This window comes from Bacillus sp. 123MFChir2 (assembly GCF_000383235.1).
Taxonomy (GTDB): Bacteria; Bacillota; Bacilli; order Bacillales; family Bacillaceae_G; genus Bacillus_A.
The window spans coordinates 136,027-158,539 of record NZ_KB910925.1 but is presented as its reverse complement, the minus strand read 5'-3'; the positions used below and the strand labels follow the sequence as shown (position 1 = coordinate 158,539).

23 protein-coding genes and 1 riboswitch are annotated in these 22,513 nt (G+C 35.1%); of the genes, 21 read left to right on the top strand and 2 right to left on the bottom strand.

Features of this window, described 5'->3' with window-relative positions; translation table 11 throughout:
* Positions 1-406: 406 nt before the first annotated feature.
* From H280_RS0103105 to H280_RS0103045, 13 genes are all read left to right on the top strand, one after another.
* Positions 407-898: a DUF3907 family protein gene (locus H280_RS0103105; protein WP_020059653.1), complete on the top strand. Its 492-nt coding sequence runs from the start codon at positions 407-409 to the stop codon at positions 896-898.
* A gap of 107 nt (positions 899-1,005) precedes the next feature.
* Positions 1,006-1,920, top strand: coding sequence for a superoxide dismutase (locus H280_RS0103100; RefSeq protein WP_020059652.1), 915 nt, complete (start codon positions 1,006-1,008; stop codon positions 1,918-1,920).
* Between the two features lie 221 nt (positions 1,921-2,141).
* Positions 2,142-3,263 (top strand): D-alanyl-D-alanine carboxypeptidase family protein, encoded by a 1,122-nt coding sequence (locus H280_RS0103095; RefSeq protein WP_020059651.1) that lies wholly within the window; start codon positions 2,142-2,144, stop codon positions 3,261-3,263.
* Complete coding sequence (locus H280_RS0103090; protein ID WP_020059650.1) at positions 3,256-3,852, top strand: nucleoside recognition domain-containing protein; 597 nt, start codon at positions 3,256-3,258, stop codon at positions 3,850-3,852. Before H280_RS0103095 ends, H280_RS0103090 begins: the two co-directional genes overlap by 8 nt.
* Positions 3,849-4,379: a spore maturation protein SpmB gene (gene spmB, locus H280_RS0103085; RefSeq protein ID WP_020059649.1), complete on the top strand. Its 531-nt coding sequence runs from the start codon at positions 3,849-3,851 to the stop codon at positions 4,377-4,379. The genes H280_RS0103090 and spmB overlap by 4 nt, the downstream gene beginning before the upstream one ends.
* Before the next feature lie 290 nt (positions 4,380-4,669).
* Entirely contained in the window at positions 4,670-5,398 is a 729-nt protein-coding gene (gene rluB / locus H280_RS0103080) for a 23S rRNA pseudouridine(2605) synthase RluB (protein ID WP_020059648.1), read from the top strand.
* A gap of 113 nt (positions 5,399-5,511) precedes the next feature.
* Positions 5,512-6,033, top strand: a complete 522-nt coding sequence (resA, locus tag H280_RS0103075; RefSeq protein WP_020059647.1) for a thiol-disulfide oxidoreductase ResA — start codon at positions 5,512-5,514, stop codon at positions 6,031-6,033.
* 151 nt (positions 6,034-6,184) lie between these two features.
* The gene (resB, locus tag H280_RS0103070) at positions 6,185-7,807 is read left to right on the top strand and encodes a cytochrome c biogenesis protein ResB (RefSeq protein ID WP_020059646.1); all 1,623 of its coding nucleotides are present in this window, start codon (positions 6,185-6,187) and stop codon (positions 7,805-7,807) included.
* 14 nt (positions 7,808-7,821) lie between these two features.
* Complete coding sequence (gene ccsB, locus H280_RS0103065) at positions 7,822-8,979, top strand: c-type cytochrome biogenesis protein CcsB (RefSeq protein ID WP_020059645.1); 1,158 nt, start codon at positions 7,822-7,824, stop codon at positions 8,977-8,979.
* A 415-nt stretch (positions 8,980-9,394) separates the two neighbouring features.
* Positions 9,395-10,111 (top strand): response regulator transcription factor, encoded by a 717-nt coding sequence (locus H280_RS0103060; protein WP_020059644.1) that lies wholly within the window; start codon positions 9,395-9,397, stop codon positions 10,109-10,111.
* Positions 10,112-10,143: 32 nt separating this feature from the next.
* On the top strand, positions 10,144-11,880 hold the full coding sequence (locus tag H280_RS0103055; protein ID WP_034303273.1) for an ATP-binding protein: 1,737 nt from the start codon (positions 10,144-10,146) through the stop codon (positions 11,878-11,880).
* A gap of 192 nt (positions 11,881-12,072) precedes the next feature.
* Positions 12,073-12,654 carry a cob(I)yrinic acid a,c-diamide adenosyltransferase gene (locus tag H280_RS0103050; RefSeq protein WP_020059642.1) on the top strand — a complete coding sequence of 194 codons (582 nt, stop codon included), beginning with the start codon at positions 12,073-12,075 and terminating at the stop codon, positions 12,652-12,654.
* A gap of 85 nt (positions 12,655-12,739) precedes the next feature.
* Positions 12,740-13,354: a peptidoglycan DD-metalloendopeptidase family protein gene (locus H280_RS0103045; RefSeq protein ID WP_020059641.1), complete on the top strand. Its 615-nt coding sequence runs from the start codon at positions 12,740-12,742 to the stop codon at positions 13,352-13,354.
* A gap of 33 nt (positions 13,355-13,387) precedes the next feature.
* On the opposite strand, the gene H280_RS0103040 is transcribed toward H280_RS0103045, so the two are convergent.
* Complete coding sequence (locus H280_RS0103040; RefSeq protein ID WP_020059640.1) at positions 13,388-14,074, bottom strand: hypothetical protein; 687 nt, start codon at positions 14,072-14,074, stop codon at positions 13,388-13,390.
* A 395-nt stretch (positions 14,075-14,469) separates the two neighbouring features.
* Positions 14,470-14,606, top strand: a riboswitch (FMN riboswitch).
* Between the two features lie 164 nt (positions 14,607-14,770).
* Here H280_RS0103040 and H280_RS0103035 point away from each other — a divergent pair.
* Entirely contained in the window at positions 14,771-15,349 is a 579-nt protein-coding gene (locus H280_RS0103035; protein ID WP_020059639.1) for an ECF transporter S component, read from the top strand.
* A 346-nt stretch (positions 15,350-15,695) separates the two neighbouring features.
* On the opposite strand, the gene H280_RS0103030 is transcribed toward H280_RS0103035, so the two are convergent.
* Positions 15,696-15,944: a ferredoxin gene (locus tag H280_RS0103030; protein ID WP_020059638.1), complete on the bottom strand. Its 249-nt coding sequence runs from the start codon at positions 15,942-15,944 to the stop codon at positions 15,696-15,698.
* A 215-nt stretch (positions 15,945-16,159) separates the two neighbouring features.
* On the opposite strand from H280_RS0103030, the gene H280_RS0103025 reads away from it, so the two are divergent.
* From H280_RS0103025 to H280_RS0102995, 7 genes are all read left to right on the top strand, one after another.
* A complete protein-coding gene (locus tag H280_RS0103025; RefSeq protein ID WP_020059637.1) occupies positions 16,160-17,233 on the top strand; it encodes a helix-turn-helix domain-containing protein in 1,074 nt (357 codons plus the stop codon).
* Complete coding sequence (locus H280_RS0103020; RefSeq protein ID WP_020059636.1) at positions 17,223-18,749, top strand: RecQ family ATP-dependent DNA helicase; 1,527 nt, start codon at positions 17,223-17,225, stop codon at positions 18,747-18,749. Before H280_RS0103025 ends, H280_RS0103020 begins: the two co-directional genes overlap by 11 nt.
* Positions 18,749-19,363 carry a CPBP family intramembrane glutamic endopeptidase gene (locus tag H280_RS0103015; RefSeq protein ID WP_020059635.1) on the top strand — a complete coding sequence of 205 codons (615 nt, stop codon included), beginning with the start codon at positions 18,749-18,751 and terminating at the stop codon, positions 19,361-19,363. The genes H280_RS0103020 and H280_RS0103015 overlap by 1 nt, the downstream gene beginning before the upstream one ends.
* Entirely contained in the window at positions 19,335-19,832 is a 498-nt protein-coding gene (locus H280_RS0103010; RefSeq protein WP_020059634.1) for a LysM peptidoglycan-binding domain-containing protein, read from the top strand. The genes H280_RS0103015 and H280_RS0103010 overlap by 29 nt, the downstream gene beginning before the upstream one ends.
* A gap of 185 nt (positions 19,833-20,017) precedes the next feature.
* On the top strand, positions 20,018-20,794 hold the full coding sequence (locus tag H280_RS0103005; RefSeq protein WP_020059633.1) for a metallophosphoesterase: 777 nt from the start codon (positions 20,018-20,020) through the stop codon (positions 20,792-20,794).
* Between the two features lie 26 nt (positions 20,795-20,820).
* Complete coding sequence (locus H280_RS0103000) at positions 20,821-21,720, top strand: MerR family transcriptional regulator (RefSeq protein ID WP_020059632.1); 900 nt, start codon at positions 20,821-20,823, stop codon at positions 21,718-21,720.
* Between the two features lie 77 nt (positions 21,721-21,797).
* Positions 21,798-22,403, top strand: coding sequence for a genetic competence negative regulator (locus H280_RS0102995; protein WP_020059631.1), 606 nt, complete (start codon positions 21,798-21,800; stop codon positions 22,401-22,403).
* Positions 22,404-22,513 lie beyond the last annotated feature (110 nt).

Genomic DNA, 22,513 nt, shown 5'->3' with positions numbered 1-22,513 from the left:
CTTTGGCCGAATTTTGAGGTGGGAGTATTACTGCCCACGAATAGCGGGATAAATAAAAAATGTATTCAAACACATCATCGAACTTTTTACATTTCACGACTTATATACAAGCTAGAGTAGAAAAAGCATTGTATGTTTTGTGCCGCTATTCATGTTCGGTAAGACTCTAATTTCTAAAAACTAAGTAATTCCACTTTATTTTGAAAGAATTTTTTTCTTTTGAAGGAAATCTGTTTTTAAAATCGAAAATCAAAACATATTAATACGTTAAAAGACTTTTGCGTATATTTTGATGAAGAAACAATAATAGTGGTAAGACATGTTGTCAAGAGACTGATTCAGAATAAATACATAACAAAAAAATCAACTTTTAAAATCAGCTTAAATAGTAGGGGGAGAAACTAGCATGTCCAATTTAATGGTTGAAAACCAAACGCAGCAAGTAACTGTTTTTTTGGGAGAAGTAATTGAAGTGATCACAAAATATGTAAACTATCATACGTTACCTTTATTATTAGAAGAAGCACCATCGGGCGATGAACAATATTTTGCTGGATTGTTAGCTTCAATTCGGCGCTTGCTTGTATTTTGTGAAGAAGGTTTAGATGCTTGCAGCGTATTATTGAATAATACGCCGTTTCGAAAAAATGCGGCGGAACGAACGTTATATAAAATCTATCATCAAGTAATTGCAGAGTTTTTTTCACCCAAAAATGATCATTGGTATGAAAATAGTCGATCAGCTTATACAGGAAAGAATTCAATTGCGTTTCAAAAGCAACCTCCCTTTTCTATTGAACAAATGATGAAAGAACTAGAAGGGAAATTTCAAATGTTGCGTGAAGAACTAGAATACTATGAGACAGACTATCAAACGAAAATGATACAAAAATATTAATGACTGTAAGAAGCTAGGGAATTCCTAGCTTCTTTTGCTTTTCAAACCGTCATATACGCCTGTAATTATGAATACATTTAAAGAGGATATATTGATGGAGGTGTCATATGAGTCAGCAAGAAGTGTTTACTGATTACTTTCATGAAGTTGAAAATTGGTGCGAGAGTGTTCTCCACGTATTAGATAGCCGGGCAACAGAAGTATATGATGTTCATATGCTTGCATATAAAATTCAAATGCTACTAGATCGGATAAAAGAAAATGAATATGACTACGATGCTGAATTTGTTTATGAAATTAGTGATGATGTTGAACATATTCAACACTACTTACAAGAAGCGTTAATGCCTGACTCAGAAGAATACATTTTATATGAAAGAAATTATGCAGAAGCTTCTGTACCAATTGGCGGACATACCTTGCCGCCGCTTCCGTATCCGTATAATGCGCTAGAGCCTTATATCTCACGGGAAATTATGATGCTGCACCACGATAAGCACCATCGTAGTTATGTAGAAGGATTGAATAAAGCGGAGAAGATGATGGCAGAAGCAAGAAAAACAAATCAATTTGATTTAATAAAGCATTGGGAGAGAGAAGCTGCCTTCCATGGTTCAGGACATTATTTACACACTATTTTTTGGAACAATATGAAAAAAGGTGGTGGTGGTAGCCCGCACGGAGACTTATCAAGACAAATTGAAAAAGATTTTGGGAGTTATTTACGTTTTCAAAAACATTTTACAGAAGCAGCAGCGAAGGTGGAAGGTTCAGGCTGGGCCATTCTGGTTTGGGCACCTCGTTCCGGACGATTAGAAATTTTACAAAGTACACTTCATCAATTATTTACGCAGTGGGATACAATTCCCCTATTAGTACTGGATGTATGGGAGCATGCATATTATTTACAGTATCAAAACCGAAAAGAAGAATATATTAAAAATTGGTGGAATATTGTAAATTGGGGAGATGTAGAAAAAAGATTTGAAAGTGTAAAAAATTTACAGTGGATACCATATTAGACGCATCACAATGCGTCTTTTTTAGTTGTCTTTCTATATTTATCCCGCATTACTGTCCGTAAAAGCCCGATTGGTGAGGGCTAATAATCAGTGAGGGATGAAGAAAACCCCCACTGATTAAAGTTTCACTTTATGCAGTTAGTCACTCTATCAACTTCCATTCATATTTTAAAGGTCCAAGCATACACTTGTACAAAAAGTTCCAAAAAGGACGTGAATATATGCGAAGAAGATGGATCGTGATTGTACTTATTCTAATATGTGCAAGTATGTTGCCACATGATACATATGCGCAAATGAAAAATGTTAGTGCACGTAATGCTGTGTTGATGGAGCAACATTCGGGGCGTGTATTATATGGAAAGTTAGAGCATGAATCTGAAAAAATCGCAAGTATTACAAAAATTATGACGGCACTTTTAGCGGCCGAATCAGGAAAAATGAAAGAAAAGGTATCTATTAGTAATACAGCAGTTCGGGTGGAAGGTTCAGCGATTTACTTAAAACCAGGACAGAAAGTACCGTTAGAAGATTTAGTATATGGCTTAATGCTGCGCTCAGGAAATGATGCAGCTCAGGCAATTGCAGAATATGTTGGTGGAAGTATAGATGGATTCGTTTATTTAATGAATGAAAAAGCAGCACAAATTGGAATGAAGGATACACACTTTTCTAATCCACATGGTTTAGACGGAGATGGAACACATTATTCTTCAGCATATGATATGGCGTTGTTAACAAGGTATGCCATGGAAAATGAGGCATTTCGTAAAATTTTTGGAACGAAAACGTATCAGTCTAAAGTATGGGACTATCCATGGAAAAATAAACATAAGCTTGTTACTTCTATGTACGAGTATGCAACAGGAGGGAAAACTGGATTTACGAAAAAGGCAGGGCGAACACTTGTAACAACTGCATCAAAGGATGGACTAGATTTGATTGTTGTAACATTGCAAGCTTCGAGTGATTGGGATGATCATATGTACTTATTTAATGAAGGATTTAAACAATATGCAGCAACTACCGTAGTAGCGAAGGGGCCCCTTACTGAACTGCAAGACAAAAAGTATACAAATCATATATATACGAAAAATGATTTATTAGTGCCACTAACGGAAGATGAAGCTCAAAAGGTTACATTGAAAATTGAATTTGATAAATCGGCTAAGCTGATAGATGGAGAAAAAGTAGGGCGTGCCGTTGCTTATTTAAATGATGAAGAAGTTGGAGAGCGTAACCTTTTTTATAGTAAACGAAAACTTATTGTGACTACAGGTTTGTTTTGGAAAGATTTTAAAGAAGTATTTTCTCACATGTTAGGCGTGGAAATAGATGGTTAATATTATATGGGTTGCGATGGCGGTAATTGGTATTGTATATGCAATGTTTAATGGAACGATGGAAGAAGTGAATAAGGCGGTTTTCGAAGGTTCAAAAAATGCTGTAACCATTTGTATCGGACTGATTAGTGTTCTTGTTTTTTGGCTTGGTTTAATGAAAATCGCCGAGGAAGCGGGCTTGCTAAAAAAACTTGTTGCACTGTTTATGCCACTTGCAAAAAAATTATTTCCAGAAGTGCCGAAGAATCATCCTGCACTTGGTTTTATTTTATCTAATATGATGGCAAATTTTTTTGGATTAGGCAATGCAGCCACACCGCTTGGAATTAAAGCAATGGAACATTTAAAAGAGCTAAATGGAGGAAAAGACTTTGCGAGCCGCTCAATGATAACATTTCTTGCTTTAAATACATCAGCTATTACACTGATTCCCACTACAGTTATTTCAATTCGGATGACGTATCATTCTGCAAATCCAACTGAAATTGTAGGCGTAACGTTTATCGCTCAGGTTTTATCTATGATTGGAGCGATTTGGATTGACCGTTATTTTTACCGAAGAAGAAGTAGAAAGGAGAAGAAAAAATGAGCGTTGTCAATACAATTTCTTTATGGGTTATTCCATGTGTGATTGGATTTATTCTATTATATGGAACGATAAAAAAAGTGCCGACGTATGAATCATTTGTAGAAGGCGGAAAAGAAGGAATCCAAATTGCTGTATCTATTTTACCGTTTATGGTCGGTATGCTCGTGTCTATTTCAATTTTTCGAGCTTCCGGCGCGTTAGATGCAATGATACATGTAATGAAACCAATGTTAGATGCTATCCATGTGCCAGCAGAAATTGTTCCTCTTGCCCTTATTCGCCCCATTTCTGGATCAGCAGGGCTAAGTATTACGACAGATTTAATTGCCACATATGGACCAGATTCGTTTATTGGGAGACTTGCGTCTACGATGCAAGGAAGTACAGATACAACCTTTTATATTTTAACAGTTTATTTTGGAGCGGTTGGGATCCGGAAAATGGGTGATGCTTTAAAGGTAGGTTTATTTGCTGATTTAATTGGGATTGTGTGCTCAATTGTCTTTGTTTCACTCATGTTTCAGTAATAGAGGTTCATTTTTCATTCGAATTAGACTATAATACGGATACAGCCGCTATTAAGAATGTGCTTAATAGTGGCTTTTTTATGGGTTGTTTTTGACAAAATCGTGAACAATTGTTGTAAGCAAATAGTAGGAAGAAAATCTTAATAAAGAAGAAAAATGTATTTCATTCCTTTATTAGCTTATAAAGTTGACAATGTTGTTAATAGTAAGTGAGAGTAATTACTATCAAGGTTAGACAGTTGCCAAGTCCTTCTAATGAAGGTAAGATGAATTTGAGGTGAAGAAACGAAATGGAACGACTACAAAAGGTAATAGCACAAGCAGGTATTGCATCGAGAAGAAAAGCAGAAGAACTTATTCAACAAGGGAAAGTTAAGGTTAACGGAAAAGTCATGACCGAACTAGGAACGAAAGTGAGTGTGCAAGATAAAGTTGAAGTAAACAACATTCCTCTTGAAAAAGAAACACCTGCTTACTTTTTATTATATAAACCAACTGGTGTTATTTCGAGTGTAACAGATGATAAGGGAAGAAAAGTGGTGACAGATTTCTTTCCAGAAATTCCGCAGCGTCTGTTTCCAATTGGCCGATTAGACTATGATACATCTGGTTTAATATTGATGACAAATGACGGAGAGTTTGCGAACATTTTAATGCATCCAAAGTATAAGGTTGAAAAAACATACGTAGCAAAGGTAAAGGGTCCTCTAACTGGTGAAAAAATCCGAATGCTAGAAAGAGGCGTTATGCTAGAAGAAGGAAAGACGGCGCCTGCACGTGTGAAAATCCTTTCTTGGGATAAACGTAAAGAGATTGCAATTGTTCAATTGACAATTCATGAGGGTAGAAATCGCCAAGTGCGTAGAATGTTTGAAGCAGTTGGATGTAAAGTGATGAAATTAAAGCGCGAGAGCTATGGCTGCCTAGAGTTAGGGAATTTGCGCCCGGGGGATGCAAGAGAACTATCTCCTCATGAAGTAAAACAACTTCGTGCTCTTGCTTCAACAAAACCAAGATAGTACAGAATAGAAAAGCTTCTATCAGTAAAGAAACCTTTGCTGATAGAAGTGAATACATAGAAAAGTTTAGTATGTGCTAAACTTCTTTATTCAGTTAAGGAAGGAGAGACACCATGAAGAAAAATAGACTATTATTTCGCGTAATTATTTTGCTTCTATTAGGAGGGGCGTTAGGGTTTACGTTATATCAAAACTTTTTTGTTGATAAAGAGAAAGTGCAAGTAGGAAAAGAAGCACCAAACTTCGTTGCTACAGATTTAGAAGGTAAAAAGATTACGTTAAAAGAATTGAAAGGAAAAGGTGTATTTTTAAATTTCTGGGGAACATGGTGTAAACCTTGCGAGAAAGAAATGCCATATATGAATGAATTGTATCCAAAATATAAGGAAAAAGGTGTTGAAATATTGGCATTAGATGCAGACGAAACTGAACTCGCAGTGAAAAATTTTGTGAGTGGGTACGGGTTGAAATTTCCTGTAGCCGTTGATAAAGGACAAGAAATTTTAAATACATATGGTGTAGGGCCACTACCGACAACGTTTTTAATTGATAAGGATGGCAAGATTATCGAAAAAATTACAGGTACACAATCGAAAGAACAAATGGAAGAATATTTAAAGAAAATTACTCCTTAAATGAGAGGAGTATAGAAAATCTATTAGAGCTCTTCGTCAGCCGAGGTGCTGTACATGGATTTTCAGTACCTATCATGAGATTTCTGAGTATTCCGTTAATTAATCTGAAAAACAGAGATACATAGAAATAAGAAAAAAGGCGGTGGGAAATTTGGGACAAGTAAAATGTGATTGTGGTCATGTAAACCCAATCGGTACAGTTTTTTGTGAAGCTTGCGGAAAGCCTTTTGAAAATGAGCAGGATACAAAATTACTAGATATGCGATATGAAGGGAGCGCGCGGCGTTCTATTACGAAAACAAAAACAGTGGTAGATAAAATTTGGAGTTTTTTTTCTTCAGTAAAAGTTGGAATATGGCTTATTGTTATTACACTTATCGCGTCTGGGATTGGAACGATTTTTCCGCAAGAAATGTATATTCCACCAACTGTTACGCCAGGAGAATATTATGAACAGCAGTATGGTTTCCTTGGGAAATTGTATTATCAATTAGGGTTTAATAATCTATATAGTTCCTGGTGGTATATGATTTTGATAGCATCTATTGGGATTTCTCTTGTTATATGTAGTTTAGATCGTGTTGTTCCTTTATATAAAGCGCTCAAAAAACAAAGGGTAACAAGACATCCGAGTTTTTTAAAAAGACAGCGCTTATATGGAACAGCACTTGCGACAAAAGAAGAGATTGAGTGTGTGAAAGAGAACTTGAAAAAGAGAAGATATAATATTCAAGTGGAAGAGGATAATATTTTAGCAGAAAAAGGTCGTTTTTCACGCTGGGGTCCATATGTAAATCATATTGGTCTTATTATTTTCTTATTTGGAACGATGCTTCGGTTTGTCCCTGGAATGTATGTAGATGCAACGCTTTGGCTTCGTGAAGGTGAAACGAAAGAAATTCCTGGAACAGACGGAAAGTATTATTTGAAAAATGAAAAGTTTATTAAAGAAGTTTATGATAAAAGTAAAGAAAATGAAGTGTTTAATGCAGCAATTGATCGAGTTGGCAATAAGATGATTGCGAAAAACTATCAAACAAATGCTGTGTTGTATAAAGTGGTGGGGGAAAATGTTGCTGGTGAAGAGCCGAAGCTTGAGAAAGTGAAAGACTATAACATTCGAGTAAATGACCCTCTTAAATTTGATGACTATGCCCTGTACCAAGTTGATTTTAAAGAAGGAGAATTTAGTAAAATGTCTTTCTTTTTACAAAAAAAAGAGGGTGGTCAAAAATGGGGTCCGATTACAGTTGATCTAGCAAATCCAAAAGAATCATACGATTTAGGAAATGGATATTCTCTGCATTTGTTAAGTTATTTTCCTGATTTTTACTTTGATGAAAGCGGAAAGCCAAATACAAAAACGAAGCTTCCTAACAATCCTGCTTTTGTTTTTAAAATGTTTACGCCTGAAACGCCAAATGGAGAAGTAAGTTTTGTTGGAATTCAACAAAATATCGAGCCTGAAGGAAACAACTTATACAAAATGTCTTTTGCAGGTGTAGAAATGCGTAACGTGACAGCACTTACTGTTCGGAAAGATTTAACACTTTGGATGATTGCTTTAGGAGGCTTTATTTTCATGGTAGGCGTTATCCAGGGGATGTATTGGAATCATCGTCGTATTTGGGTGCAACGTGTTGAAAATGAATGGTGGATTGCGGGCCATACAAATAAAAATTGGTATGGTCTGCGAAAAGAGATTGAAAAAGTGCTAGAAGGGACAAATATTCCGCAGCCAAATGATAAAGTAAATGAGAAAAAAATTAGTTAAGGTGGGGAGAGAGTATGGTCGAAATAAGTAGTAATTTCTTATTTACTGCTTTCATATTGTATTTAGTTGCAACATTGTTCTTTGGGGGAGCGATTAAAGAAAAAGGGCGAAAGTGGGCAAACATTGGGATAACCATCACAATTTTAGGCTTTGCTGCTCAGTCAGTATATTTTGTTACGAGATGGATTGCATCAGGGCATGCACCGGTTAGTAATTTTTTTGAGTTCGGTACATTTTTCGGTATGATGATGGTCGGCGCGTTTATTATTATTTATTTTATGTATCGGACAAGTATACTTGGCTTATTTGCACTTCCAGTTGCTATTTTACTAATAGCCTATGCAAGTATGTTTCCAAGAGAAATTAATCCGCTTATTCCATCGTTAAAAAGTAACTGGCTTCATATTCATGTAACAACAGCAGCGGCTGGACAAGCTATTTTATCGATTAGTTTTATTACAGGAGTTATATATTTACTAAAAAATGTGGACCAGTCAAAAAAAAGCAAGCAAAGATTTTGGCTCGAAGCAGTTATTTTTTCGCTTGTTTGTGTAATTGGGTTTATAGTAGCGACAACTGCTTTTTCAAGTGTAAAGTATGAAGCGAAGTTCCAATGGATGAATAAAAATGAGCAACAAGCAGAGATGGTATATAATTTACCTGCTTTAGTTGGTCCTCACGAAGGAAAGTTGGTTACAGATGAAAAATTTGAGCCTGTAATAGAAACTCCGGCTATTATCAATGCGAAAAAATTAAACACTGTGATTTGGTCAGTATTTGTAGGAACGGGGCTCTATGTTCTCTTAAGATTAATTTTACGAAAACGAGTAGCGGCAGCGATTCAACCTGCACTGCGGAAAGTTGATAGTGAGTTACTTGATGAAATTGGATATCGTTCCGTTGCAATTGGATTCCCGGTCTTTACGTTAGGTGCATTAATCTTTGCGATGATATGGGCACAAATTGCATGGACGCGTTTTTGGGGATGGGATCCAAAAGAGGTTTGGGCACTTATTACTTGGCTCTTCTATGCAGCGTTTTTACATTTACGCTTATCGAAGGGGTGGCACGGTGAAAAATCTGCTTGGCTTGCAGTAATAGGCTTTGCGATTATTATGTTTAATTTTGTAGCAGTGAACTTAGTGATTGCAGGTTTGCATTCGTATGCATAACAAGTATTGGAGTTCAACGAATTCTATTGTGTAGTTCATTATTGCGGTATAAAATAGGAAGGTGACTGTCACTTTCCTATTTTAATTTTGTTAAATTCTTTTCTTTTTTGAGAAAAACATGACAAAGTATAGAGTGATTTTGTAAAATAATGTCGAGGACAAATTGTATAGTTCAGAGAAAATACATATTTTTTGAAAAAACATGAACATATTTTGTTATTTATGTGAAATATGATACAAGGGTGAACTTTCTGCTCATGGCGAGGTTTGTCTGTAGAAAATTATTTCATTTTAACGGGAAATTACGGCTAACATGTGTCCTATTAATTTAACTAATTCTCATAAGGGAAGTTTGACTGTATTGAAGAAAGGTAGGTGTGAACCGTTGTGACGTGTATGTGTACAACGGATAGCTATGGAAAATGAATTAAAGATTTTAATTGTAGATGATGAAGATCGTATTCGTCGTTTGTTAAAAATGTATTTAGAGAGAGAGCAGTACAGCATTGATGAAGCTGATAACGGAGAAACAGCTTTAGAAAAAGCTTTGCAAAATGATTATGATCTTATCCTTTTAGATATTATGATGCCTGGAATAGACGGTATTGAAGTTTGTAAAGGGATTCGTGAGAAAAAGGCAACGCCAATTATTATGCTAACGGCAAAAGGAGAAGAAATAAATAGAGTGCAAGGATTTGAAGTGGGCACAGATGATTATATCGTAAAACCGTTTAGTCCGCGTGAAGTTGTGTTGCGTGTAAAAGCTGTACTCCGTCGTTCCGTTACAACAACATTCTTTACGCAAGATACAACAACAAAAGATGTTATCGTATTCCCACACTTAACAATTGATAATGATGCACATCGTGTTACGGCAGATGGAGAAGAAGTGAATTTAACACCAAAAGAATATGAATTATTACTATTTTTAGCGAAGGCACCGGATAAAGTGTTTGACCGTGAACAATTATTAAAAGAAGTATGGCAGTATGAATTTTTCGGTGATTTACGTACGGTTGATACGCACGTAAAGCGTTTGCGTGAGAAATTAAGTAAAAAATCAGCAAATGCAGCGAAAATGATTGTAACAGTATGGGGTGTTGGTTATAAGTTTGAGGTTGTGAACGATTGATGCTTTGGAAAAGTGTTGTTGGAAAACTATGGATGACCATTTTACTCCTCGTTTCTTTCGTCTTGGGCTTTGTCGCTATTTTACTTTCTCAGTTTTTCGACAATTATTATGTGACGATGGGAGAAACGAGGCTGACAAATGTTGCAACGAGCGTTTCTGAATTAATAGAAGAGGGGGCGGATGAGAAGACGATAGAACATATCGCATATAAATTCGCTGACCCTCTTTCGCGTATTATCATTATTAAAGAGGATGATAAAGTATCTGCTTCTCCGACTCAACAAGGATTGGTAACATTAACATTAGATGATTTAAAGCATGACAAAGAGTTGCAAACTGTATTTACAGAGCGTAAAAAGGTGCAAAAAATAAAAAGCGTCCCAGATAAAAAAAACAAGAAGAATCATGAAAATGATATTATGGTCGTTGGTGTTCCGTTAAAGTCATCAAAAGATGGTGCAGTTTTTGTATACCAATCGTTACAAGTACCAAAACAGGGAATAGAAAAATCGACAGATTTTATCTTTTTATCTGCCGGGATTGCAATTATTTTAACAACATTCTTTGCGTTTTTCTTATCAACCCGGATTACAGCGCCGCTTCGTAAAATGCGTGAAGTAGCTTTTGAAGTAGCGCGTGGGAAATTTGATGCGAAGGTACCGACGGTTTCACAAGATGAAATCGGTGAATTGGCAACAGCTTTAAATCAAATGGGGAAACAATTGAAGTTTAATATGAATGCCCTGCAGCAAGAAAAAGAACAGCTTTCTAGCATTTTAAGTAGTATGGCCGATGGTGTTATTACGTTAAATCAAGAAGGAGAAGTTGTTGTAATTAATCCGCCAGCAGAGCGTTTCTTACAAGTATGGCATGAAGAAAAAGAGATAGAGGTAAGTGTAAGTTTGCCATCTGAGCTTGTTGAATTGTTCCATTCAGTTGTAGAAAGTGAACAAGAGCAAGTTGTGGAAATTAATTTAGAAAAAGGGAATTATGTTGTATTGATGACACCGCTATACAATCAGACGAAAATTCGAGGGGCTGTTGCAGTACTTCGTGATATGACAGAAGAGCGCCGTCTAGAAAAAATGCGGAAAGATTTTATTGCAAATGTCTCGCATGAATTACGTACACCGATGGTTATGCTTCAAGGATACAGTGAAGCAATTTTAGATGATATTGTTCAAACGAAAGAAGAAGTGAATGAATTTGTGCAAATCATTTATGATGAATCTGTCCGATTAGGGCGTCTTGTGAATGAGTTATTAGATTTAGCTCGAATGGAGAGCGGTCATGTAGAATTACATATATCAGAGGTAGATGTCGTTCCATTTGTTGAAAAGATTGCACGGAAGTTTCAAGGAATAGCAAAGGAAAAAGAGGTTCAATTACTCGTTGATTTTCGAACTTCCATAAAACAACATTCTTTTGATCCTGATCGAATTGAACAAGTGTTAACAAATTTAATTGATAATGCGTTGAGGCATACAAATACCGGTGGTAAAGTATCGCTTATTATTGATGAAAAAAATAACGGAATTGTATTTGAAGTTTCAGATTCTGGGGTTGGTATTCCAGAAGAGGATATTCCGTTCTTATTTGAGCGTTTTTATAAAGCAGATAAAGCTCGTACACGCGGGAAAACAGGTGGTACAGGCTTAGGGCTTGCAATTGCCAAAAACATTGTACGAGGACATGAGGGTAAAATAACAGTGTCGAGTGTGGTAGGTGAGGGTACAACATTCTCTGTATATTTACCATCAGAAGTATGATGAAAGCTTATCTTTTTGATAAGCTTTTTTTATAAAATGAAACAATGAACTGTGTAAGCTGTATTCTTTAATAAGTACCAATTGAATTTTTATTGGTAAGAATCTCTAGTCTATCTTCTTTATTTTCTCTATATCTTGGTTAGAAACAGAAATATTCGTATAGTAAAAATACAAAAGAGAAGGGAGAAAAGTATGAAGCTCTATACAAAAACAGGAGATAAGGGCAGAACAAGTCTTATTGGGGGACGCGTAGATAAGGATGATTTGCGTGTGGAGGCATACGGAACACTTGATGAGGCCAATTCGTTTATTGGGCATGCAATGACACTTTTACAAGGTGAATTGTTTCAAGATATTTATCAAGAACTTGAAAAGATTCAGCATGAGTTGTTTGATTGCGGCGGGGATTTAGCGATTGTGAAGAAAAAAATTTCGTATAAAGTAACGGAGGATATCATTACTTTTCTAGAGAAAAGGATTGATGTATATGTAAAAGAAGCACCGCTGCTGGAACGGTTTATTTTGCCAGGAGGAAGTGAAGGAGCAGCTATTATTCATATCGCTCGCACTGTTACAAGAAGAGCAGAACGGAGCATTGTTTCTTTAAAGAAACAAGATGAGATAAATGAACATGTTTTACAATACGTAAATCGATTATCGGATTATTTATTTGCAGTTGCAAGGGTTGTAAATGCTCGCTCTCATGTAAACGATGTAGAATATAAAAGAAGTGCCATCGTGTTTCGAGATGAAGTAGAAAAGAAAGAGAAATAGACTCTTTCTTTTTTTTGTATACTTTTTTCTATAATTAACCACAATAGAAAAAGTGTGATTGATTATAGAAAACGGAGGATTTACAATGAAAGCTTTAAAGAGTATATTGTTTTTCTTTTGTATTTTTTTTATCGGACAAGCAGAAAGTATTGCTGAAGAAAAACAGTGGACGTGGCCAGTAGAGGGACGGATAAGTGATTATTTTGGAACGAGAAATGGAAAGCATTTTGGCATTGATATTGCTGCACCAATAGGTACTTCAATTGTAGCTATGCATGATGGCGTTGTAACAAGATCTTATTTTTCTGATAGTTATGGTCATGTTGTATTTATTAAACATAGAGATTATGAAGCTGTATATGCACATATGAATAAACGCCTTGTGAGGGAGGGCGCAGAGATTTTGCAAGGGCAAATAATTGGACAAGTAGGGAATACAGGACATTCTAATGGAGCGCATTTACATTTAGAAACACATAAAGGGTCTTGGACAATAGCGAAAACATATGCGGTGAATCCGCTGCAAATACTTGGGGAAAAACAAAATACGGTAGCATCTGCTTCGGTGTATGTTGTACAAACAGGGGATACACTATTGAGTATTGCTAGGAAGTTTGGTACAACTGTTGGAGAATTGAAAGTGAAAAACCGCTTACAAAAAGATAACATTTATCCGTCGCAAAAATTACATATTAATTGAAAAAAGAGCTAGGAAGACTAGCTCTTTCGTTTGTTACCAGAAAATAAACAGGCAGATAAATCCGGCAATTGCTAAATAGCTATAATAATAAAATACTTTCGCCCTTGTTTTTTCTTTTGTTCTAAATAGGACAATAGTAGGTTCAATAAGGCCGATAATTAAACAAAGTAGACCGAGAAACATACAGCCAAGGGATAGTGAATACAAGGCGATTTGGACGACTTGAAATGGAACAATAAATTTTAATACAAACGCAATTAGTGCAGTGTAGCAGATTGTTCCAATATACATATTTAATGTTGTGTTGGAACGATAACCTGGCAGTTTTTTTAAAAATGGCCTAGAAACAATCTCTATTTCTAAAGGTGTATTAGTTTGAATAATTTTCTCTGCCTTCTTTCCTTGGTGAAACAAAGAAAGGATCCAATTCCGTTCCCCCTGAAAGACGAATTGGGTTTTGGTTAAATAATGATCGATTTTGACTTTTCTCCAGCTTTTCCAGGGGTGTCGTTCACAAAGCTTTAGTTTACTGTCTGAGTTTTTGTCATATTGGTATATGCTAATTCCATGTTCATCAAAGGCAGCATAATATGTATCTCTTGAGAATTTTCCTGAGTCAATAGGACAATAGAACAGTAATTCTTTTTTTAAATAAAAATATTCTTTGCGAAGATTTTTTTTCATAACTTCTTGAATTGATTGTTTTTTTTCTTTACTCATGACATTTCCTCCATTGTAAGAAAATGCTGTTTTCTTAACAATATCATATCTTACCACTTTCGCATATGAATGACTAGAGAATTGCCAACAATAAGGGGCAAACACGAAAAAATGTTCTTTTTTGTCATATTATTTACTAGTCATTAGAATGTCATGCAATTATGAAGGTTTGGTAAAAATTATATAAATAAAAATTTTAACTACTCAGTTACTTTATGAAAAACTGACAGGAAAACATTTTTTAAAATAGGCGAGAGGGACTGGCGATGCATAGGAGCGGTCATCTTTTGTTCTATGTGGAAGCGAAAGGTGCCATGCAATGTGAAGGAAAAAGGAGTATTTTCATTCACATTGTTTAAAAGTTGTTGTATAATGATGAGGAAAATAAAATATCGGTCTATCTTCGGGGCAGGGTGAAAATCCCGACCGGCGGTGATGAACACATGTATTTGTTCTAAGCCCGCGAGCCGTTAAGGCAGGATTTGGTGCGATTCCAAAGCCGACAGTACAGTCTGGATGGGAGAAGATGGAGGTTCAAGCGTTCAAAAAAGATAAGTATTTGAACGTCTGTTTGATGTGCCTGAAATTTCTCCCTTTGCGTTTTTGATGCAAAGGGTTTTTTCATGCTAGAATAAAAGGGCATAGCAGAACCTTTCCACTTTCCATGAGACGATCGATGGAAAAGGAGAGAGAAACATGAAACAACAGAAGAGTGTAGTAAAAATGATGAGTATTGCGGTGCTAAGCAGCATTGCGTATTTGTTAATGATGCTGGATTTTCCATTTCCAGGATTACCGCCGTTTTTGAAAATTGATTTTAGTGATGTCCCAGCATTAATTGTAGCAATTATTTTTGGGCCGCTTTCTGGTGTAATTGTAGAGGCGATTAAAAACGTTCTTTATTATGTCATCCATGGAAATTTAACGGGAGTGCCAGTAGGGGAAGTGGCGAATTTTATCGCTGGATGTCTTTTTATTCTTCCGGCAGCTATTTTGTTCCGTAAACATCGCACAGTTAAAAGTTTAACAACTGGACTGATGTTAGGAGCAATTTGTATGACACTGATTATGAGTGTACTAAATTATTTCATCATTTTACCAGCATACACTTGGTTCTTAGGTCAACCTGCTATGTCTAGCGGTGCAATGCGTCAAATGATTGTCGCGGCAATTTTACCGTTTAACTTAATTAAAGGAATTATTGTAACAATTGTGTTTGTTCCTTTATTTTCTCGATTAAAAGTATGGATGTTTGCAAAAATGAAAAATGCATAAATAGAAGATTTTGCATCAGTGGATATTTTTCTGCTGATGCTTTTTTATTCTGTAACAGCCTAATTGCCGACAAGTTTCTATTCGTTTAGAATGGGTATTATTTATATATAAATACAAGTTGCTTTTTTAACATATAAGTCGCTTCTATGCAGAACAAAACATGGCGCTACTTGCTTTCTCCCTTTGTTTTAAACTTTGCCCGTGGCAGGAAAAGGAACTGACCGCTTCTATGCCTGGCCAGTTGCTCTCGACCTCCCCTAAAAAAGTGGTTTTTATGTCATTTTTTCAATTTGTATTTATATAGAATAAAAAATAACCCTCATCATTTAAGGGTTATTTTTGGAGGCTATTCAAATTTTAATGCGTCACCGTCGAATGTTTCATCTGCCACTTTAATAGAATCTGTTGGACAACCTTCAAATGCATCCATCATATCATCGATTAATACATCTGGAATTTCAACGATACCTTGGTTATCGTCTAATGTTACGAATGCAATACCTTCATCATCGTAATCATAAATATCTGGTGCAGCAGCTCCGCAAGCTCCACATGCGATACAAGTATCTTTATCAACAATTGTATATTTTGCCATCTTTGAATTACCTCCTTGAGAATATGTATAAAAAACACTGATAAAAATTCTAATCTTATTGTAAAACGGTTTTTATAACTTTTCAATATAAAATTATAATGATAATGCTTATCAATTAGATCTGTCAACTAATTTCTTTAGTCATTCATGATGTTTTTTAAAATATCTAAATAAGTTGCATTTTGTTACAATGGTAGTAGAAGTAGAGTGAAAGGATGGAAGCGGCATTGCAGCTACAATATACTGTACTATACTGTTTAAAGCAATTAAAAGGTGAACGAACAGTTTCTTCCATTTATCACCTTTTAAAAGGAAAGCGTTCTTCACAAACATTTCAGGATGGGAATATGTTTCATCTTTCCTTTTTATTTGGTGTATATAAATCTTTAAGACGTCATAATTATGATAAGCAGATTGAAACATTATTAAACGCACAACTTATTACATGTGTACATGAAAATACTTACATTTTATCTGATGTAGGAGAGAAACAATTAAATGAATGGGAGAAAATATGTTACTTCCCAAAACATTTACAGGGTCTGCATTACGGTGAACTTGGAGAGAGTTTTTGGAAAAGATTATCCTTAATTATACAAACCGTATCAAATTTAAAGCAGCAAAATGTGAAATTTATTCCGATTCAACAAGATAAAGAAATCACGATTTGGGTAAAACGATTTATTATGAATTCTTCTGTTTCAAGAGAATATTTAGCGGAACAGTTATATAAAGAAATAAATGTAATATTAATGAATGTGACTTCATTAGAAGCAACTATTTTGGTGTACCGTCTCACGGGATACCATCGTATTGGTTATACAACAGACCAGCTTGGCGATATGATGAGGCAAGATACACTTCGCGTATATCTTTTGTTTTGGGGAACAATTCATTTTATCATTCAACAAGTACAACAGCAGAAACAGCAATTTCCATTGTTAACAGAAATCATTGCGTATCCAAACGAAAAAGCAGATTTATTTAGTATATCCACACAAAAAACGTATCAATTATGGAAACAAGGAAGAACTATAGATGAAATTGCGCGGATAAGGAAATTAAAGGTTGCGACAATTGAAGATCACATTGTAGAAATTGCATTACGTGAGAAAGAATTTCAGGTGGAGCATTTTATAGAAAAAGAAAAAATGAAGCAAATACAGAACATAATTGAGAAGTTACAGACACGGAAGCTGCGAATATTAAAACAAGCTGCTGGAGAGCATGTTTCCTATTTTGAGATTCGTCTTGTATTAGCTCGAATAGGGGGATTATATGAGACTTGAAGATATTTTATATCAGTGGTTTGGCTACCGAACGTTTCGATCCGGGCAAAAGGAAGTCGTTGCAGATTTATTAAAGGGAAACTCTGTTGTAGCGATGCTGCCAACTGGAGGCGGAAAATCACTTTGTTATCAGCTGCCGGGTCTTATACAAGATGGAACAGTACTGATTGTTTCACCATTATTGTCTTTAATGGAAGATCAAGTTACACAATTAAAATACATAGTGAAAAATCAAGTTATTGCTCTTAATAGCTTTCGGACAATAATAGAAAAAAAAGAAGCGATGCGGCGGTTGCATTCCTATAAATTTGTTTTTGTATCTCCTGAAATGTTGCAATCAGATGTGTTGCTAAAAGAACTAAGGGAAATCCATATTTCTTTATTTGTTGTGGATGAAGCACATTGTATTTCTCAATGGGGATATGATTTTCGAACAGATTATAAAAAGCTAGATCAAGTTATTGCATTAATGGGTAACCCGCCGGTTCTTGCTTTAACAGCTACAGCTACGAAAGAAGTATTACAAGATATTATTGAAAGCTTACATTTGAAAGATGTGAAGCAGCACTTATATTCGATTGATCGTCCTAATATTGCTATGAAAATCGAGTTTGTACAAACGATTCAAGAGAAAAAAGAAGCATTATTATCTTATGTGAAATATTTACAAGGACCTGGGATCGTTTATTGTTCAAGTCGGGCTTGGACTGAACGTCTTGCAGCATACTTAAGAGATGAAGGTATTGATGATGTTGCATATTATCACGGGGGAATGGAACATGAAGAACGGATGCTAATTCAGCAACAATTTATGAACGATCAACTGCAGATTGTTGTCTGTACAAGTGCGTTTGGTATGGGAGTAAATAAGCAAAATACACGGTATATTATCCATTTCCATTATCCAATCAATATAGAATCTTATTTACAAGAAATTGGACGAGCAGGCCGCGATGGAGAGCCGAGCATTGCTATTTTGTTATGTAGCCCGCTTGATCATGATTTGCCTCTCTCCATTATTGAAGAAGAATTACCAAATGAACAACAAATTCGTTTTTTATTTTCTTTATTGCGAGAAACAACCCTGCAAACGAAAGTGTTATCGTTAGAAGATATAGAAGAAATTTGCTATAATGCAGCGGGGTTAAATGAACAATACTGGAGATTTATTCGATATCATTTCGAAAAGATGAAAATCATACAATATAGACAATTGATGACTGAATTCTTGTCAGATGAGGCTGAGCAGAAATTAATTACAGAAGTAAGAACGCGGCTTTATAATAAATATGGTCAACTAGAAACGATGAAAGAATGGATATGGCGAACAGATTGTAAAAGAGAAGCAATTCTTTCCCAATTTGGATATGTAAAGGAAATACATCCGAAAAATTGTTGTAATTGTTGTGGGATTCATATGGAAGATTATAAAAAAAAGCAAGCGAGACAACCTGTTTTCGACTATAATTGGGAAACAGAGTTACAATTGCTCTTCGGATTTAGAGGGAAGGAATGATGGATATACGTAAGAAAAGTATTGAAGACATGAGCCCAAAAGAAATCCGACTGAATTTATATATTACACAAGCAATTGTTATATGTGTGGGAATACTATTAGCGTATACATTCTTTCCGAGTATGGATACATTTTTGAATTTATGGTCCTGGGATTTTTTATCTATTTTTTTTATAGGTGGAGGAGTAGCTTGTAGTATTGTTTTGTTGGATTATATTTCAATGAACCTTTTTCCTGAATCGTGGTTTGATGATGGTGGAATTAATGATCGCATGTTTCAAGGCATGTCTGTTTTTCAAGTGTTGGCTGTTACTGTTTTAATTGGAACAGCAGAGGAGTTTTTATTTCGTGGTGTGATACAAACATATTTTGGTTTAATTTTCGCGAGTGTGATATTTGCTGTTTTACATATTCGCTATATTACCAAGCCTTTTTTATTTTGTTTTGTATTGCTGATTAGCATCGTATTTGGTTATGTGTTTCAATATACAGGGAATTTATTAATTACAATTTTTGCGCATTTTTTAGTCGATTTCATAATGGGATTACAATTAAGAAATCAAACGAAAGATGGTGGCGACCGAGATGACGACGAGACAGACAACAGAGTTTGAGGAGAATTTAGAAGAGTCAACGCAAACAGAAAAAGAGGGTTTACCACCGCGTAGTGAAGTTCATAAAGACAAAAAAAATAAAAAATCAAAATTTAAAATAAAGCATTTTTTTGTTCGAATTTTAACAGTATTATTTATCTTGCTCCCAATTGGGATTTTATGGTATACAGAGCGTTACATTGCGGAGAAAAATGGGAAATCTAGTGCTGATTCTGAACATAGTGCATTTGAAGTTATTTTTTATGATTCAAAAAAGAAAACAAATCATGAATCAAAATCATCCTCATCAGAGACATTTCAGTTTCATACAGTAAAAAAAGGCGAAACCTTGGAAGAGGTTGCAAAGAAATATTTTCCGGACGAAGATGGAATAGCGATTATAAAGAAATACAATGAGGTAGCAGGAGAATTAGAGCCAGGACAGGTGTTGAAAATTCCGAAGAAGACAGGGCCAGAACAGAAAAAATAAAAAGAAAATTTTATCCTGCTATTTGAGGACAGTAAGCCCCCATCTCATGATTATGTAAAATTTGAAGAAGAGAGGTGGGGGCTTACTGCTCAGTCGTAACAATCTTATTTTTACAGGAAATTATTCTTCTCTCTTCATAAGTTGATGTGGTCATATTCTGTTAAGAAGAAAGATGGGGAAAGTGTATGACATGGATAGTGTTAGGTTGTTTCATTTTATGTATTGTAATTGTTTGTTTTATTATGATGTATAAAGAAGCGATGCGTGATACATTGTTAGAGCACAGCATATCATTTCCGAATTTCCCAATAAGTTTTGGAGAAGTTCGCATTTTTTTTATTTCAGATATTCACAGAAGAACGGTATCTCAATCTTTAATACAGAAAGTAAAAGGAAAAGTAGATTTTGTTATTATAGGTGGAGATCTAGCGGAACGAGGAGTACCTCTATCACGAGTGGCTGATAATATTAAACGGTTAAATGAACTTGGACAAGTATATTTTGTTTGGGGAAATAATGATTATGAAATTGATTTTCACGAATTAGACGCGTTACTTCTTCAAAATGGCGTAAAAATTTTAGATAATACAGGGACTTTATTTGAATCGGAGCTTGGAGAAAAAATATGGTTAATAGGTGTCGATGATGTAGGTTTGAAGCGTGATCGATTAGATTTAGCGTTAGCGGATTGCGAAGAAGAGGGCTTTCGTATCCTTGTGAGCCACAATCCTGATATTTTATATAAATTAAATGGAACGGAACGTATTTCTTGTATATTAAGTGGTCATACGCACGGTGGACAAATTCGGTTGTTTCATGCTACGCGTTTTTTGAAAGGTGGAATGTATGAATATCCACATACGACTTTGTTTGTAAGTAATGGTTATGGAACAACATTTGTACCACTACGGTTTCGAGCTCCTGCACAAACGCATTTGATTACATTACGAAGAGAAGAATGACGTTGTTTTTTAAGGTGGGAAGATATATGCCAAATTCAACCGGTAAATATAATATTAAAGCAATTTCCAATATGCTTGGTATCCATCCAGGAACATTGCGAGCTTGGGAAAGACGATATCAAATCATTACACCGAAACGTAATGATGCTGGACATCGTTTATATACAGAAGAACATGTTCAAATTTTTAAATGGCTTATTAATAAACTGAATCAAGGTTTTACCATTGGACAAGCAGTAAATTTATTAGAAAATAATCAATTACAAAATCACAATTTATTAGAAAAAGAATATAATAAAGTAGAACTTTTAGTAGACGATATCTTGTATTCTTTGTTAAAATTTGATGAAATACAAGCTCTCGAATTATTGAACGAGGCTTTTAGCATTTTTTCTATAGATAAAGTAATTACAGATGTGTTCATAAAACTACTGGTCAAGTTAAGAGAGCAACGCTTGAATGAAAAAATAACAAGTGCAGAGGAACAATATGCAATTGCCCTTTTACAATCACGTATGGGAGCAATTTATTATAGTATACCCACGAATACGGGAACATCGAAGGTGCTTTCTATATGCGTTCCAGGAGAATTACATGAACTCGAATTGTTTATTTTTACAACATATTTACGCCGAAAAGGCTTGCCAACAATCTATATTGGGACAGGCATAGAAGAAACCAGCATTCAGGATGTAATTACACGAGTGAATCCTAAATTTTTGTTTATTTCTTGTACAATGCAAGAAAATATAATGGCAAGTGTTCAACTTGCAAAGAGATTACATGAACAATATAAAAATCTTTCTATCGGACTTAGTGGTTTTGCTTTTAGGTTTGCTTCTAATGAAGAAAAAGAAGAGATTTGTAATTTGTTTGTTGGGGATACGCCAGAAGAATGGGATGAATGGTTAAAAATGTCAGAATAGTTGTTCGAAGAGAACCATCTATTTTCTGTTTCATATAATAAAAATTAGATACAACGGTTGCGTAAGGAGGTTACGGGATGAGGCTGGAACGTTTAAATTATAATAAAATAAAAATCTTTCTAACGTTCGATGATTTGTCAGAACGTGGGCTCACGAAGGAAGATTTATGGAAAAATGCTCCTAAAGTACAACAACTATTTCGAGATATGATGCAAGAAGCAAATAAAGAACTCGGCTTTGAAGCGGATGGTCCAATTGCAGTGGAAGTATTTTCATTACAAGCACAAGGCATGGTTGTTATTGTTACAAAAGAAAATCAAGAGTTAGATACGGAAGAAGAATTTCAAGATGAATTTATTGAAATGCAAGTTACTCTTGATGAGAGTGAACATATATTATACGAATTTACTTCATTAGACGATATAATTGCTTTAGCTGGCCGCTTATATAGTCTTGGAGTTACAGGCGGAAGGCTTTATGGGTGGCAAGATCGTTTTTATTTATGGTTAGAAGAAGAAACAGCTACGTTATTGAAAGAAGATATGATTGCCATTTTAGCAGAGTTTGGTAGTTCTTCTACAATTACAATTTATCGAATGATGGAATATGGAAAAGAGCTAATGGCGAATGAAGCAATTAAACAAATCTACAAATACTTTATCGCAAAAGAAAACCTCAGCTAAGTGATATAGTTGAGGCTTTCTTTATATAAAGTATTTAAACATTATATTATATAAAAAATATTAGCTTTTTAAGTATTTCGCTTTGCTAAAAACAACAAAAATACTATAAT

What these genes read in the sequence shown, in the direction of transcription:
- H280_RS0103105 (WP_020059653.1), top strand. Translation starts at nt 407, where the DNA reads ATGTCCAATTTAATGGTTGAAAACCAAACGCAGCAAGTAACTGTTTTT.
- H280_RS0103100 (WP_020059652.1), top strand. Translation starts at nt 1,006, where the DNA reads ATGAGTCAGCAAGAAGTGTTTACTGATTACTTTCATGAAGTTGAAAAT.
- H280_RS0103095 (WP_020059651.1), top strand. Translation starts at nt 2,142, where the DNA reads ATGCGAAGAAGATGGATCGTGATTGTACTTATTCTAATATGTGCAAGT.
- H280_RS0103090 (WP_020059650.1), top strand. Translation starts at nt 3,256, where the DNA reads ATGGTTAATATTATATGGGTTGCGATGGCGGTAATTGGTATTGTATAT.
- spmB (WP_020059649.1), top strand. Translation starts at nt 3,849, where the DNA reads ATGAGCGTTGTCAATACAATTTCTTTATGGGTTATTCCATGTGTGATT.
- rluB (WP_020059648.1), top strand. Translation starts at nt 4,670, where the DNA reads ATGGAACGACTACAAAAGGTAATAGCACAAGCAGGTATTGCATCGAGA.
- resA (WP_020059647.1), top strand. Translation starts at nt 5,512, where the DNA reads ATGAAGAAAAATAGACTATTATTTCGCGTAATTATTTTGCTTCTATTA.
- ccsB (WP_020059645.1), top strand. Translation starts at nt 7,822, where the DNA reads ATGGTCGAAATAAGTAGTAATTTCTTATTTACTGCTTTCATATTGTAT.
- H280_RS0103060 (WP_020059644.1), top strand. Translation starts at nt 9,395, where the DNA reads ATGGAAAATGAATTAAAGATTTTAATTGTAGATGATGAAGATCGTATT.
- H280_RS0103055 (WP_034303273.1), top strand. Translation starts at nt 10,144, where the DNA reads ATGACCATTTTACTCCTCGTTTCTTTCGTCTTGGGCTTTGTCGCTATT.
- H280_RS0103050 (WP_020059642.1), top strand. Translation starts at nt 12,073, where the DNA reads ATGAAGCTCTATACAAAAACAGGAGATAAGGGCAGAACAAGTCTTATT.
- H280_RS0103045 (WP_020059641.1), top strand. Translation starts at nt 12,740, where the DNA reads ATGAAAGCTTTAAAGAGTATATTGTTTTTCTTTTGTATTTTTTTTATC.
- H280_RS0103040 (WP_020059640.1), bottom strand. Translation starts at nt 14,074, where the DNA reads ATGAGTAAAGAAAAAAAACAATCAATTCAAGAAGTTATGAAAAAAAAT.
- H280_RS0103035 (WP_020059639.1), top strand. Translation starts at nt 14,771, where the DNA reads ATGAAACAACAGAAGAGTGTAGTAAAAATGATGAGTATTGCGGTGCTA.
- H280_RS0103030 (WP_020059638.1), bottom strand. Translation starts at nt 15,944, where the DNA reads ATGGCAAAATATACAATTGTTGATAAAGATACTTGTATCGCATGTGGA.
- H280_RS0103025 (WP_020059637.1), top strand. Translation starts at nt 16,160, where the DNA reads ATGGAAGCGGCATTGCAGCTACAATATACTGTACTATACTGTTTAAAG.
- H280_RS0103020 (WP_020059636.1), top strand. Translation starts at nt 17,223, where the DNA reads ATGAGACTTGAAGATATTTTATATCAGTGGTTTGGCTACCGAACGTTT.
- H280_RS0103015 (WP_020059635.1), top strand. Translation starts at nt 18,749, where the DNA reads ATGGATATACGTAAGAAAAGTATTGAAGACATGAGCCCAAAAGAAATC.
- H280_RS0103010 (WP_020059634.1), top strand. Translation starts at nt 19,335, where the DNA reads ATGACGACGAGACAGACAACAGAGTTTGAGGAGAATTTAGAAGAGTCA.
- H280_RS0103005 (WP_020059633.1), top strand. Translation starts at nt 20,018, where the DNA reads ATGACATGGATAGTGTTAGGTTGTTTCATTTTATGTATTGTAATTGTT.
- H280_RS0103000 (WP_020059632.1), top strand. Translation starts at nt 20,821, where the DNA reads ATGCCAAATTCAACCGGTAAATATAATATTAAAGCAATTTCCAATATG.
- H280_RS0102995 (WP_020059631.1), top strand. Translation starts at nt 21,798, where the DNA reads ATGAGGCTGGAACGTTTAAATTATAATAAAATAAAAATCTTTCTAACG.